14 protein-coding genes and 2 tRNA genes are annotated in these 12935 nt (G+C 57.8%); 9 read left to right on the top strand and 7 right to left on the bottom strand.

The window, feature by feature from the left end; all coding sequences use genetic code 11:
- Nucleotides 1–959 (bottom strand): alkane 1-monooxygenase (locus QZ517_RS11475; protein ID WP_294226897.1); only part of this gene is annotated, 959 nt, incomplete at its 3' end.
- A gap of 218 nt (nt 960–1177) precedes the next feature.
- Between QZ517_RS11475 and rpmG the strand changes: the two genes are divergently transcribed.
- Nucleotides 1178–1345 carry a 50S ribosomal protein L33 gene (gene rpmG / locus QZ517_RS11480; protein WP_007814563.1) on the top strand — a complete coding sequence of 56 codons (168 nt, stop codon included), beginning with the start codon at nt 1178–1180 and terminating at the stop codon, nt 1343–1345.
- Between the two features lie 112 nt (nt 1346–1457).
- A complete protein-coding gene (locus tag QZ517_RS11485) occupies nt 1458–1985 on the top strand; it encodes a GNAT family N-acetyltransferase (RefSeq protein WP_294226900.1) in 528 nt (175 codons plus the stop codon).
- Between the two features lie 55 nt (nt 1986–2040).
- On the opposite strand, the gene QZ517_RS11490 is transcribed toward QZ517_RS11485, so the two are convergent.
- Nucleotides 2041–2817 carry a Bax inhibitor-1/YccA family protein gene (locus QZ517_RS11490; protein WP_294226903.1) on the bottom strand — a complete coding sequence of 259 codons (777 nt, stop codon included), beginning with the start codon at nt 2815–2817 and terminating at the stop codon, nt 2041–2043.
- A gap of 141 nt (nt 2818–2958) precedes the next feature.
- A complete protein-coding gene (locus QZ517_RS11495; protein ID WP_294226906.1) occupies nt 2959–3168 on the bottom strand; it encodes a DUF1127 domain-containing protein in 210 nt (69 codons plus the stop codon).
- Nucleotides 3169–3327: 159 nt separating this feature from the next.
- Here QZ517_RS11495 and QZ517_RS11500 point away from each other — a divergent pair, with 159 nt between their 5' ends.
- On the top strand, nt 3328–4221 hold the full coding sequence (locus tag QZ517_RS11500) for a LysR family transcriptional regulator (RefSeq protein WP_294226909.1): 894 nt from the start codon (nt 3328–3330) through the stop codon (nt 4219–4221).
- Between the two features lie 3 nt (nt 4222–4224).
- Here the strand turns inward: QZ517_RS11500 and QZ517_RS11505 are convergent, their stop codons facing one another.
- Nucleotides 4225–5187, bottom strand: coding sequence for an NADPH:quinone oxidoreductase family protein (locus tag QZ517_RS11505; protein WP_294226912.1), 963 nt, complete (start codon nt 5185–5187; stop codon nt 4225–4227).
- A 333-nt stretch (nt 5188–5520) separates the two neighbouring features.
- Between QZ517_RS11505 and QZ517_RS11510 the strand changes: the two genes are divergently transcribed.
- The 3 genes from QZ517_RS11510 (at nt 5521) to QZ517_RS11520 (ending at nt 8222) form a co-directional block, all read left to right on the top strand.
- Nucleotides 5521–5889, top strand: coding sequence for a helix-turn-helix transcriptional regulator (locus tag QZ517_RS11510; RefSeq protein WP_164645348.1), 369 nt, complete (start codon nt 5521–5523; stop codon nt 5887–5889).
- A 57-nt stretch (nt 5890–5946) separates the two neighbouring features.
- Nucleotides 5947–6738, top strand: a complete 792-nt coding sequence (hisN, locus tag QZ517_RS11515; RefSeq protein WP_294226917.1) for a histidinol-phosphatase — start codon at nt 5947–5949, stop codon at nt 6736–6738.
- 134 nt (nt 6739–6872) lie between these two features.
- Nucleotides 6873–8222, top strand: a complete 1350-nt coding sequence (locus tag QZ517_RS11520; protein WP_294226920.1) for an 8-oxoguanine deaminase — start codon at nt 6873–6875, stop codon at nt 8220–8222.
- Nucleotides 8223–8334: 112 nt separating this feature from the next.
- On the opposite strand, the gene QZ517_RS11525 is transcribed toward QZ517_RS11520, so the two are convergent.
- Both QZ517_RS11525 and QZ517_RS11530 read right to left on the bottom strand, forming a co-directional pair.
- Nucleotides 8335–8409, bottom strand: a tRNA-Gly gene (locus QZ517_RS11525).
- A 168-nt stretch (nt 8410–8577) separates the two neighbouring features.
- Nucleotides 8578–8652 (bottom strand) — tRNA-Gly (locus QZ517_RS11530).
- A gap of 236 nt (nt 8653–8888) precedes the next feature.
- Between QZ517_RS11530 and QZ517_RS11535 the strand changes: the two genes are divergently transcribed.
- Both QZ517_RS11535 and QZ517_RS11540 read left to right on the top strand, forming a co-directional pair.
- Nucleotides 8889–9155, top strand: a complete 267-nt coding sequence (locus QZ517_RS11535) for a hypothetical protein (protein WP_294226922.1) — start codon at nt 8889–8891, stop codon at nt 9153–9155.
- Nucleotides 9156–9175: 20 nt separating this feature from the next.
- Nucleotides 9176–10072, top strand: coding sequence for a YHYH protein (locus tag QZ517_RS11540; protein WP_294226924.1), 897 nt, complete (start codon nt 9176–9178; stop codon nt 10070–10072).
- A gap of 114 nt (nt 10073–10186) precedes the next feature.
- Here QZ517_RS11540 and QZ517_RS11545 read toward each other — a convergent pair whose 3' ends face one another.
- A complete protein-coding gene (locus tag QZ517_RS11545) occupies nt 10187–11023 on the bottom strand; it encodes an isocitrate lyase/phosphoenolpyruvate mutase family protein (protein WP_294226926.1) in 837 nt (278 codons plus the stop codon).
- 222 nt (nt 11024–11245) lie between these two features.
- On the opposite strand from QZ517_RS11545, the gene ctaD reads away from it, so the two are divergent.
- Complete coding sequence (gene ctaD / locus QZ517_RS11550; protein WP_294226927.1) at nt 11246–12919, top strand: cytochrome c oxidase subunit I; 1674 nt, start codon at nt 11246–11248, stop codon at nt 12917–12919.
- The last annotated feature ends 16 nt before the right edge of the window (nt 12920–12935 follow it).

The raw sequence follows: 12935 nt of genomic DNA on the forward strand, positions 1-12935 counted from the left end.
AATATTGCCATCAACGGCAGAGATTGCGGGAGCGTTGGCATCACCTCCGAATCCATTTGCAGCGCAGGATAATCTCGTGTGGGCACCATATGGTGGTCCGAATGGCGTGGCGCGTTGAGCATCAGGGCAGAAGTGTAAAGCTGCGGCGCGTTCCAGCTGTGTTGCGGTCCGACCGGCTCTGGTTTGCCTGTCTCACGCGTAAAACGGCGCAATCCGTAGTGCTGCACATAATCTGACAGCAAAAGTTGCATGCTGCCGTAGCTCGCTAGCGCAACATAGGCCACCATACCGCTGAGGCCCGCCAGTTGCCCGGCCACGGCAAGGCAAAGCACCGCGCCGCTGACATAGATCACATAGGGGTGCAGTAGCGACTTCCGGTCACCCGCCCGCACCCGCATTTCGTTCTCGGCCGTCCATCCAGCTTTGAAAGACCCAACCCAGGCCCGCGGCCAGAACTGATAGAAATTCTCGCCCTCTTTGGGGCTGTTGGGGTCTTGATCCGTGGCCACCCAGATGTGATGCACTTTGGGGTGAGCGGATGTGTGATGCCCAAACAGCAGCGTAATGTAGACCCACATACCCAACCGTCGCGGAAACCGTGCTGCCTTGTGGATCAGCTCATGGGCATTGGCATTGCTGACCTGCCCAAAGAACAAGCCAAAGGCCATGAAACAGCAAATCTTGGCCCCAAGGCTGATCCCCGTGACACCCGCCAGCGCCAAAACCGCAATGATCATCAGAGGAAAATGCGCCAGGCCAAGCACCAGCGACAGCCGCAGCCCGCTGGGAAACTCACCGTCGTCACCTGTTTTCGCTGCAGCACCGTGCACCAGGTGGTCCATCACGTGAATCAAACCGCCCATGTAAATCAGGGCGGCGACAGCCCACAGCCCCCCCAAAAGGCCGCCAAGCGCCAAAAGCAGCACGGGAATCGTTGTTGCGATCCAGAACCAAGTCATGTGTTTTCCCTTTCAAAGAGGTTGGCCTCTTTGTAGATGGGCAAAATTACCGCTTCGTTTCCGGCCTGCAAAGCCACCACGTTGAGTTATTTTAACGGGATTGTACTTTTCTTGATGAATCCCGCGCCAACCCCATTGACTCGGCCACTGCCATCATTAAAAGGCAGGCCTCAAGAGATTTTCACGGGGCATCTGTGCCCCGGCGCAGGAGAAGTACAATGGCGAAGCCGACGACCATCAAGATCCGTCTGAACTCGACCGCGGGCACGGGCCATTTCTACGTGACCAAGAAAAACGCACGCACGATGACCGAAAAAATGGTCGTCCGTAAATACGACCCGGTGGTGCGCAAGCATGTCGAGTACAAAGAAGGCAAGATCAAGTAAGATCGCTTTCTGAGACACATGCAAAAGCCGCGCCACACCATGGCGCGGCTTTTTGCATTTAAAGAAACCCGCGCCTGAAAAACAAAAAACGTTTTCTTCAGGAGGGTTCCAAATGCCCCATCCCTTTTTTATCCGCCCCGCCAGCCTTGATGACCGTCAGGCCGTTTCAGACCTGTTTGCGCAATCCTATCCGGATTTGCTGCCACAGGACTATGAAGAAGCTGTGCTTATGGATGCGCTGCCGTTGATCACCAAAGCACGCGCGTCGCTCTTGGCCTGTGGCACCTATTTTGTGGCTGAATGTGCAGAGACCGATGCCATCGTTGGGGCAGGCGGGTGGACAGATCTCAGCCCGTCTCGCGGTGTAAGTGGCACCGACCTCGGTCATGTGCGTCACGTAGCGACACGCCCTGACTGGCTGCGTCGCGGAGTTGCACGATCGTTGATTGATGTGTCTCTGGCCTCTGCTGAGGCACATGGCATGCGCCAGATGAGTTGTATGAGCACCTACACCGCGCGGCCTTTTTATGAGGCCATGGGCTTTGAGGAGACCTCAGAGGTGGAGCTGACACTGGCCCCCGGAGTGCACTTCCCCGCCGTACAAATGCGGCGCAGTTTTTGCGCCCCTGAGCACGTCTGAAACAAAAAAAGGCCGGTCGCAATGACCGGCCTTTTCTGTTGCTATCCTATGCGTCTCACTCGCGGTTGCCGAGGAACTGCAGCAAGAACATGAACAGGTTGATGAAGTCCAGATACAGGGTCAGTGCGCCCATGATCGCGGATTTCGCCAGCCATTCGCTGTCGCCATGTTGGGCGTGCGCAACGTAGTCGTTTTTGATCTTCTGGGTGTCATACGCGGTCAGCGCAGCAAAGATCAGTACACCAATCGCAGAGATCGCAAACGCCATTGCAGAAGACTGCAGGAAGATGTTCACAATCGAGGCCACGATCAGGCCGATCAGACCCATCATCAGGAAGGTGCCCAGGCCGGACAGGTTCTTCTTGGTGGTGTAGCCGTAAAGCGACAGGCCCGCGAATGCGATCGCAGTGATCAGGAAGGTGTGGATGATCGACTCGCCGGTGAACACCAGGAAGATCGAGCTGATCGATGCGCCCATAAGTGCGGCAAACACAAAGAAGAACAGTTGTGCACCAGCGGCGGACAGGCGGTTGATCGCCGCGCCAAAGCCAAACACCATCGCCAGCGGGGCAAACATGAGCACCCATTTCAGCGGGGACGCGTACAGCGCGTGGCCCAAAGATGTGAGATATTTGTCCGCACCAATCTGAGCGGCAGCACCGGATGGATCAGACGTCACGGCCAGACCGGACAGCGCCCAAGCAGCGGCAAAGGTGATCAGCATGCCCACGGACATGTTGCCGTAGACTTTGTTCATGTGGGCGCGCAGACCCACGTCGATATGAGCCGCGCTGGCCGTTGCCGTGCCGCGGATCGTGTCAAATTCAGCCATCAAAGCCTCCGAGTTAACTTTATTGCCCCCAGAACAAGACGTTCAGAGGGTTTCATCATTGAATATCGGTGACGGGGGGCGTGAATTCAAGGATTTCCGCCGTTTAACCGGCGAAAATCCGCATCAATGTTAACACTTGTCTCAGCCGCGCCAATGCGCGGGCACATCCCATGCGGAGCGGCTCAATTCGCAGTCCACATCAGTTTGGGTCAAGCCCATGTCGCGCAGTGCGGTCTCGTCCAGCTGTGACAGCTGGCGGCGCTGACGCAGGACGGCAAAGGCTTGTGTCAGGCGGGACAGGGACAATTTGGAACCACGGGAGCTCGCGGAAGAAGTGGTGATGAAGGCCATGGGACGTTCCTTTCCTAAATTGTGATTGATCTTGGCGTGTGCATCAAATTACTTGATGTATATCGGGGAATGTGTGTATTTAGAAAGCGAATGTTTGTGACGGACTTCATCACATTTCATGATGAATGTTCAAAAACAGTGATCTTTAAGGAGACAGCCATGCGCAATCTTGATGTAACCACCCTCCGAAGCTTTGTTGCCGTTGCCGACATGGGGGGCGTGACCAAGGCGGCCGGTTTCCTACATCTCACCCAATCGGCGGTATCGATGCAGCTCAAGCGGCTTGAGGAGCTGATCGGCGTTGCTCTCTTGGATCGCACAGGCCGCGGCATTGCTCTCACACCAGCCGGGGAGCAAATGCTGGGGTACGCCCGTCGCATGGTCACGCTGAACGACGAAATCATGCGCCGCTTAAGCCATGACGAATTTGAAGGGTCGGTCACTCTTGGTGTGCCGCATGACATTGTCTATCCAACAATCCCGCGTGTCATGCAGCAGTTCGCCGCCGCCTTTCCACGCGTGAAGGTCAACCTGTGTTCGTCTTATACGCTTGAGCTGAAGCAGCTGTTTGACAAAGGTGAGATTGACCTCATTCTGACCACGGAAACCAACACCCCGGACGGGGCCGAAGGTCTGTGTACTTTGCCTCTGGTGTGGATTGGTGCGCCGGGTGGCGCGAGCTGGCGCCGCCGGCCGTTCCCCTTTGCCTCCGCCCGTCAATGCCTGTTCCGGCAGCGGGCGATTGCGGCGCTGGATCGCGTGGGCATCGAATGGGATTCCGCGTTGGAAACCGAATCTGACCGCACGGTTGAGGCGACAATTGCGGCTGATCTTGGGGTTGGGGAGATGCTGCTTGGCACAGAACCGCGCCATCTGGAGGTCATCGAGCATGGCGGCGCGCTGCCCGAACTGGGCGAGCAGCACATCAATATGTATGGCGCGGAGCAGGCCAAAGGCGATGTCATCGCCCATCTGGCCGAATTGATCCGCAAGAGTTTCCTGTCCATGCACGCGCCGGTCGAAAGCCCGCCGCGGCTTGGCGTGGTGGGCTAAGCTCTAGTCGAGCGTCACAACCACTTTGCCGGTGGATTTACGGCTGCGCAGAAGCTCATAGGCGTCTGCGGCCTGTTCCAACGGCAAGACATGGCTGACATGTGGTTTCAGTTTGCCTTCGCCGTACCAGCCAAACAGCCTGCGCATGCTGTCGGTCAACACCTCTGGCTTGAAGGACAGGTACCCGCCCCAATAGAGGCCAATCACCGTCAGGTTTTTCACCAGCAGGTGGTTGGCGGGGATTTGCGGCACCTCTCCACTAGCAAAGCCCAGTGGCAAGAGGCGTGCTTCCGGGTTGCAGGCGCGGAAGGCGGCCTTGAATTGGTCGCCACCCACGGGATCATAAACCACATCGGCGCCGCCCAAGGCTTTCACCTCGGCGCGGATGTCAGCGTCAGTTGCGTCAATCAAGTGATCCGCGCCCGCCGCCTTGGCGACTTTCAGCTTGTCTGCCCCGCGCGCGCAGGCAATCACATTAGCGCCCATCAGTTTGCCCAACTCGACAGCTGTCAGACCCACACCGCCCGCCGCGCCAAGCACCAGCAGATTTTCACCGGGCAACAATTTGGCGCGATGATCCAGAGCCACATGGCTGGTGCCATAGGCCACAGGAAACGCCGCCGCATCTTCATAGCCCATGCCTTTTGGCAACGGTACGGCACTCTCCGCGGGATACACGCCATAATCGGCCAACCCACCGCTGCCTCCAAATACCAACACGTCAGAGCCAATCGCTGGCCCATCAACGCCCGCGCCCAACGCATCCACCACGCCGGAGACTTCCATACCAAGCGTGAACGGAAGCGGCGGTGTTGCCTGATAGGTGCCCTTGATCATCAGCAGATCGCCAAAGTTCAGCGCACAGGCTTTGATCTTAATTCGGATCTCGCCGGGGCCAGGGTCCGGCTTGGCAATATCGACAATAGCAGGGGCGGTGTCATGGGATGTAACTTGAAAAGCGCGCATCTTTAATCTCCTCATCTGAGAATCGAATACACAGCGCTCGGCAATCAAGTCAAAGCTGATCCCTTGAAAACAGAGGATTGCGACACGACGTCACCCTCAAGCAGAGCATTTCGGAAGGCCCCAAATTACAAAACCGACAATCCCCGATTGTATGAACCACTCTATCCAGAAGGGGTAAGATACATTCTTTCCCTTGATTATAAGGCGAAAACTGCTAGAGTGAATTATCGCGAAAGGGATGCGCGATTACTTCACTAAACGAGTTGGTGACGCTGCTGAGCGACTGCATGGTTGTTGGCCGCGCCCCGATATTACATTCGGAGGAGACGTGTGATGACACATCCAGTGGACGTGCATGTTGGCAAAAGAATCCGCCAACGCCGGTGGCTGACGGGGATGACTCAGCAACAATTGGCAGAGCAAGTCGGCATAAAGTTTCAACAAATTCAAAAGTATGAAACGGGTGCCAACCGTGTCAGCGCCTCTCGGCTTTGGGACATTTCTGACGCGCTGGACGTGCCAGTGAGCTTCTTCTTTGAAGGTCTGGAAAGCGACAGCGACGGCGCAAGCTCTGGCAGCGTGCCAGCTGACATCATGGCGGACAAAGAAGCTCTGGATCTGATCCGCAGCTACTATGCCATTCCGGAAAACCAGCGTCGGCGTCTGTTTGAACTCGCCCGCGTGTTGTCTGACGTCGCTTGAGTCCACTCCCGCTCTGGTCTAGCCATGGCGCAAGCGCCAGAGCGGAGACTGTGACCGATGACACCAGAACAGAATGACTTGATCGCTGTGGCAGATGCCATGGCAGACGCGGCCCGCGCGGCCATTCTTCCTCATTTTCGCAGCACCACACTAACCGCAGACAACAAACTGTCTGAGGGGTTTGACCCTGTGACCGTGGCCGATCGCGCCGCGGAACAGGCGATGCGGGCGGTATTGGCAGAGCGTCGCCCGCAAGACGGCATCTTTGGCGAAGAGTTTGGCAAATCCGAGGGCAGCAGCGGGTTGACCTGGGTGTTGGACCCGATCGACGGCACCCGCGCCTTTATCTCCGGCACCCCAACCTGGGGCGTGTTGATTGCCTTGTCTGATGAAAACGGGCCAATCTACGGTGTGGTGGATCAGCCCTACATTGGCGAGCGCTTTAAAGGTGGCTTTGGCATTGCTGAAGCCCAAGGCCCCCATGGCGCAATGGCTCTCGGAACCCGTGACACCGCCACTTTGGGGGAGGCGGTGATCTTCACAACTTTCCCCGAAGTCGGCACGGATGCGGAGCGTGCAGGCTTTGAACGTGTCGCGTCACACACAAAACTCACCCGCTACGGTATGGATTGTTATGCCTACGCGCTCCTGGCGGCGGGCCAAATTGATCTGGTAATCGAGGCTGGCCTCAATGCCTATGACATCCAGGCGCCCATCGCGGTGATTGAGGCCGCAGGTGGAGTTGTCACCAATTGGCAGGGCGGCCCCGCGCACGATGGCGGGCAGGTTCTGGCTGCCGCCAACAAAAACCTACACGCGCAGGCGCTGGAGCTCCTTCAGCAGAGTTAAGGCCCACGACCCTTGATTGCGGCCCCGCCGCTTCGCTATGATGGACGGGCACAGCGAGTCCTTTGCCCGCATTCTGTCGCTGCGCCTCATATCGCAACCGAATCGGGCCCTCTTTTGGCCCAAGGAATGCGCATATGGCAAAAGCCTCTGAAACCCTGATCAAATCCGCTCAGACTGTTCTGACCATGGATGATGACCGCCGTGAACTGGCGGCACATGATATCCGCATCAAGGATGGCGTGATCACTGAGATTGGCGAGAATCTCACCACTGACGGCGAAACCGTTTTTGCCACTGGATGTGTGGTCACCCCCGGCTTGGTGAACACCCACCACCATCTTTATCAAACCCTGACCCGGGCTGTGCCAGGGGGCCAAGACGCACTGCTGTTTGGCTGGCTGCAGCGGCTCTACCCCATCTGGTCGCGCTTTGGTCCGGAGGAGATGAACATCTCCGCGCAAATTGGCCTCGCAGAGCTAGCGCTTTCTGGCTGTACCTTGACCTCTGATCACCTCTATCTCTACCCAAACGGCGCGCGACTGGATGACACCATTGAGGCCGCCAAAGAAGTGGGGATGCGTTTCCATCCCACCCGAGGCGCCATGAGCATCGGCGAAAGCGACGGCGGCCTGCCACCGGATTCGCTGGTCGAAAAAGAAGACGCCATCCTCAAAGACGCCATTCGCCTGATCGACTCCCACCACGACGCCCGCGACGGAAGCATGGTGCGCGTGGGCGTGGCGCCTTGTTCGCCATTCTCTGTGACACGCGAATTGATGCGCGACGCAGCCATTCTTGCGCGCGACAAAGGCGTGATGCTGCACACGCATTTGGCGGAAAACGACGAAGACATTGCCTATTCGCTTGAAAAATTCGGCTGCCGTCCCGGCCAATACGCCGAAGAACTTGGCTGGGTGGGAGAAGACGTTTGGCACGCGCATTGCGTGAAGCTCGATCAAAGCGAAATTGATCTCTTTGCCCGCACCAAAACCGGCGTTGCCCATTGCCCGTGCTCCAATTGCCGCCTCGGCAGCGGCATCGCCCCCGTGCGCGCCATGCGCGACGCCAATGTGCCGGTGGGCCTTGGCGTGGACGGATCCGCCTCTAATGATGCGGGCAATCTGGTGGCCGAAGCCCGCCAAGCCATGTTGCTGCAGCGCGTGGCACTGGGTGCGGATGCGATGTCCCCCCGCGAAGCGCTTGAAATTGCCACACGGGGCGGGGCAGAGGTTTTGGGTCGCCATGACTGTGGCCAGATTGCCGTTGGCAAACGCGCGGACATCGCGATTTGGGATGTGACTGGCGTGCACAGTGCAGGCAGCTGGGATCAGGCGGCGATTCTTCTTGCCGGTCCGACCACCGTGCGCGATCTCTTTGTCGAAGGGCGTCAGATTGTGCGCGACGGCCATATGACCAGCATCAACCTGGAGTCTGTCATTCAGCGGCAAAACACCCTTGCAGCGCAATTGGCGGACGCCATTTAAGCCATATCTCAGGTGGGCGCGCTTGAGCGCCCATCATTGCAACCAGTTTAGACAGACCTGAAAAAGCAAAAGGCGCCGGGAAACCCTGGCGCCTTTTTGCGTTTGATCCAAATGGAGCGGGCGAGGCGATTCGAACGCCCGACCCTAACCTTGGCAAGGTTATGCTCTACCCCTGAGCTACGCCCGCACCGTTTGGATGGCCGTGATTTAGCGCTCCCCATGGCAGACCGCAACCCCCAATTCGAAAGAAATCCCCTCAATCGGGTAGAAATTTTTAAGACTGAAGAAACACCCAGAAACGCGAAAAGGCGCGGATAAATCCGCGCCTTGTTCACTCTCTCCGCGAGGGAGATATTGGAGCGGGCGAGGCGATTCGAACGCCCGACCCTAACCTTGGCAAGGTTATGCTCTACCCCTGAGCTACGCCCGCTTCCTTGGGTGAGGCGTGGAATATAAAGAGTCTCGGCGGGCTGCAAGCGGAAAATGTCGCCATGTGGAAAAAAATGTGATTTTTGATTTTTCACCGACGGAACCCAAAAGAGAGTGCGTATTACCTCCCATGACAGACACCAAACTGACATTCACGCGCCGCAGTATTCTGGCCGCCTTATTGGCAACACCTGTAGGTGCGCTTGCGCATTCAGGCCACGGTATGGGCCACATGCGGTGACCTCAACGGTCACGCGGCGCCGCAAACGCCGTCTGGATTTGGTGCTGACATTCTACAACGCCGGCACCGATGCCATGACGCTTAAAGCACTCACAACTGATGTGGCCCAGCTGTCAGGCTTGAAACTGCCCTTCCAAATTCCCGCTGGTGGACTCGAAGAGCAAAAGCTGACTTTGCGGTTTGAGGACGCGGTGCCGGGAATATTCACTATGCTTTTGGATTTTGGCGCGGACGGGCAGGGGCCTGTCACCGTCATGCCGTAGGGCTTTCTGGAGGGAAGCACATGACTTTGTTGGAGAACGTAAAGCTCGGCCTCTTGGCCGTGGCCATTGTGATGGGCGCCGCCGCCAGCAGTGACGCACAAGGCCGCCCACCTATGCGCAAACACACAGCTGATGAGGCGGAACCGCTGCGGCTTGTCCAAGCCAATAAAGATGCGGGCCGCAATAGGGTCACCATCACCACGCGAGGAAACAAACGGGTAATTACCTCCAATGGCATTCCGGTGCATGAAGTGGGCCGCTTCCCCAATGGCGGAAACCCCAACCGGATTAAAGCGCAGGCCCATAGCTTTACGATACCGCTCTCCCCACAAAAGACTTCTCGCACATCGCAAGGCAGCCTTGGCACTTTTGGTGTGGGGGTAAACGGTGTGCCGTTTGATCCTGGTGCGGCTGAGTTCTGGCAAGGCAACCCGCGCTCTGGGTGGCAATACGAAGCCCTGGGCGGCGCAGTGCCTTTGGGGTTGGATGCCAATTACGCCCACGTGCAACCGACCGGTGCTTATCACTACCACGGTCTACCTGTGGGGCTGATGCAGCAACTTGGCTGGACGCGCCGCACTGAGTCGCCCTTGATTGGCTACGCCGCTGACGGTTTTCCAATTTACGCCATCACCGCGACGATGAAAGGCCGCGTCACGCAAATGACCAGTTCGTATCGACTAAAGCCGGGCAAACGCACGGGTAACGGACCTGCTGGCCGCCACGACGGCGCTTTTGTACAGGACTATAGATATGTTGCCGGCGCCGGCAGTTTGGACGCATGTAACGGCGCTTTTGTGAAAACCGCGGATTATCCGCGAGGCACCTATGCCTATTTCCTGACCGACACTTTCCCGGTGATCCCCCGCTGTCACACAGGCACGCCGGACAGCAGCTTTCAAAAACGCCGCCCGTGACCGGTGACTGGGTCTGAAATGTCTCCGAGATGTGACAACCCGGCGCCAGTGTCCCGGCGCCGCATGTCTTGGAGCACCTGAAACGTCCGCGCCCCCAACGCGGGCGTTTCTTTGTTAGGCCCGTGTGGTCGGCGCCGCGCGCATCAACCCCATAAGCTCCGCTCCCGGCATGGCCTTGTCCGCATAGGCAAACTCCCCGTCTTGCAATACCGCCCGCATCGCCTGCTGCACTGCGCCATACGCCAACCGCGCCAGAGAGCCGCCAACGCTGACCCGCTTCACCCCAGCCTCAGACAACTCCTGAACCGTAAAAAAAGGCGGGCGCAGCCCCATCACCACATTCACCGGTTTGTTCACTTCGGAACACACCGCGCGGATTGCCTCCAGATCCGGCAACCCCGGCGCATAGAGCACATCCGCGCCCGCCGCCTCAAACGCTTGCAGCCGCGCAATGGTGTCTCTCAGGTCCGGACGCCCATGCAGGTAATTCTCGGATCGGGCGGTGAGCACCACCTTATGAGCCTTTGCCGCTTCTGCCGCCGCTGCAATCCGCTCCACAGCCAGCCCCATATCCATGATGCCGCCGTCCTCGCCGCCCGAAGCATCCTCGATCGATCCCCCAGCCAGGCCAACCTCGGCCGCCATGACAATGGTCCTGGCACATGTCTCCGGCGCGAGGCCAAACCCGTCTTCCAAATCAGCCGATACCGGAAGATCTGTCGCCGCCACAATATCCGCCGCATTGGAGAGAATCGCTGACCGCGTCATGCTGGCCGCCCCGTCCCGTAAGCCTTGGGTCACAGCCGCGCCCGCGCTGGTGGTGGCCAAAGCCGCGAATCCCTCGGCTGCCAACACTCGTGCGCTGCCCGCATCCCACGGGTTGGGCATGACAAAGGCGCTGTCACCGGCGTGCAGGTCCAAAAATGCAGTGTATTTCTGATCTCTACGCATGGTCTGATTCCTTTGTGTACTCCACCACCTTAGCGCGAAAGCGGAACAAAGATTGAACAAATCAACGCGATCCCCGGGATAAACTTGGCCCCCTGCGACAATTTTTTTTGATCTACATCAAATACGGAGATTGCGACCACGCGCGCGGCACCCTAAAACGACCGGGAACCAGGCGTAAGCGGGAATCCGCGCGCCCAGATACAAATCAACAGGAGGCAACGCATGGCAGACGCAGCCATTCAAGGCCAGGACCATCACGACGAGCGCGGTTTCTTCACCCGCTGGTTTATGTCCACAAACCATAAGGACATTGGCATCCTTTATCTGGTCATCTCGGCGTTTGCCGGTTTGATCTCCGTTTTCTTCACAGTGCTGATGCGCATGGAGCTGATGGATCCGGGTGTTCAATACATGTGTCTGGAGGGCGCGCGCTTCTTTGGCGGCGGTGACGGTCCCTGTACACCAAACGGCCACCTGTGGAACGTGTTGATCACCTACCACGGCGTCCTGATGATGTTCTTCGTGGTTATTCCAGCGCTGTTTGGCGGCTTTGGTAACTACTTCATGCCGTTGCAAATTGGCGCGCCGGATATGGCGTTCCCACGGATGAACAACTTGTCCCTCTGGCTGTATGTGGCTGGTACCCTGCTGGGTGTCGCTTCCATGTTGTCGCCAGGTGGCAATGACCAGCTTGGCTCAGGTGTGGGCTGGGTGTTGTATCCGCCGCTCTCCACCAACGAAGGTGGCATGTCGATGGACCTCGCGATCTTTGCGGTGCACGTTTCCGGTGCCTCTTCGATCCTGGGTGCGATCAACATCATCACCACTTTCCTGAACATGCGTGCCCCTGGCATGACCCTGTTCAAAGTGCCTCTGTTTGCTTGGTCCATCTTTGTGACCGCGTGGCTGATCCTTCTGGCTCTGCCAGTTCTGGCCGGCGCCATCACCATGTTGCTGACCGACCGTAACTTCGGCACCACCTTCTTTGATCCAGCAGGCGGCGGCGACCCGATCCTGTATCAGCACATCCTGTGGTTCTTTGGCCACCCGGAAGTGTACATCGTGATCCTGCCCGGCTTTGGCATCATCTCTCACGTGATTGCGACCTTCGCGCGCAAGCCAGTCTTTGGCTACCTGCCAATGGTTTGGGCGATCATCGCGATTGGGGCTCTGGGCTTTGTTGTGTGGGCGCACCACATGTACACAGTGGGCATGTCGCTGACGCAGCAGTCCTACTTCATGCTGGCGACCATGGTCATCGCGGTACCAACAGGGGTTAAGATCTTCTCTTGGATTGCCACCATGTGGGGCGGCTCCATCGAGTTCAAAACCCCGATGCTCTGGGCCTTTGGCTTCCTGTTCCTCTTCACCGCAGGTGGTGTGACCGGGATCGTTCTGTCTCAAGCTGCTGTGGATCGCTACTACCACGACACTTACTACGTGGTTGCGCACTTCCACTACGTGATGTCACTGGGTGCTGTGTTTGCCATCTTTGCTGGTATCTACTTCTACTTCGGCAAGATGACGGGTCGTCATTACCCTGAATGGGCCGGCAAGTTGCACTTCTGGACATTCTTCATTGGCGCCAACTTGACCTTCTTCCCACAGCACTTCTTGGGTCGTCAGGGCATGCCGCGTCGCTACATCGACTATCCGGAAGCTTTTGCATACTGGAACAAGATCAGCTCCTACGGCGCGTTCCTGTCCTTTGCCTCCTTCCTGTTCTTCTTCGGCATCGTGTTCTACTCACTGTTCCGCGGCGCGAAAGTGACCGAGAACAACTACTGGAACGAGTACGCGGACACTCTGGAGTGGACACTTCCTTGCCCACCCCCAGAACACACCTTCGAAATCCTGCCAAAGCAGGAAGACTGGGACAAAGGCCACTCTCACTAATGTGAGGCCTCTCAGT

The organism is uncultured Shimia sp., assembly GCF_913054185.1.
GTDB lineage: Bacteria > Pseudomonadota > Alphaproteobacteria > Rhodobacterales > Rhodobacteraceae > Shimia.

Bases quoted from the DNA above. Each gene is read 5' to 3' on its own strand.
- rpmG (WP_007814563.1), top strand. From the start codon at position 1,178: ATGGCGAAGCCGACGACCATCAAGATCCGTCTGAACTCGACCGCGGGC.
- QZ517_RS11485 (WP_294226900.1), top strand. From the start codon at position 1,458: ATGCCCCATCCCTTTTTTATCCGCCCCGCCAGCCTTGATGACCGTCAG.
- QZ517_RS11490 (WP_294226903.1), bottom strand. From the start codon at position 2,817: ATGGCTGAATTTGACACGATCCGCGGCACGGCAACGGCCAGCGCGGCT.
- QZ517_RS11495 (WP_294226906.1), bottom strand. From the start codon at position 3,168: ATGGCCTTCATCACCACTTCTTCCGCGAGCTCCCGTGGTTCCAAATTG.
- QZ517_RS11500 (WP_294226909.1), top strand. From the start codon at position 3,328: ATGCGCAATCTTGATGTAACCACCCTCCGAAGCTTTGTTGCCGTTGCC.
- QZ517_RS11505 (WP_294226912.1), bottom strand. From the start codon at position 5,187: ATGCGCGCTTTTCAAGTTACATCCCATGACACCGCCCCTGCTATTGTC.
- QZ517_RS11510 (WP_164645348.1), top strand. From the start codon at position 5,521: ATGACACATCCAGTGGACGTGCATGTTGGCAAAAGAATCCGCCAACGC.
- hisN (WP_294226917.1), top strand. From the start codon at position 5,947: ATGACACCAGAACAGAATGACTTGATCGCTGTGGCAGATGCCATGGCA.
- QZ517_RS11520 (WP_294226920.1), top strand. From the start codon at position 6,873: ATGGCAAAAGCCTCTGAAACCCTGATCAAATCCGCTCAGACTGTTCTG.
- QZ517_RS11540 (WP_294226924.1), top strand. From the start codon at position 9,176: ATGACTTTGTTGGAGAACGTAAAGCTCGGCCTCTTGGCCGTGGCCATT.
- QZ517_RS11545 (WP_294226926.1), bottom strand. From the start codon at position 11,023: ATGCGTAGAGATCAGAAATACACTGCATTTTTGGACCTGCACGCCGGT.
- ctaD (WP_294226927.1), top strand. From the start codon at position 11,246: ATGGCAGACGCAGCCATTCAAGGCCAGGACCATCACGACGAGCGCGGT.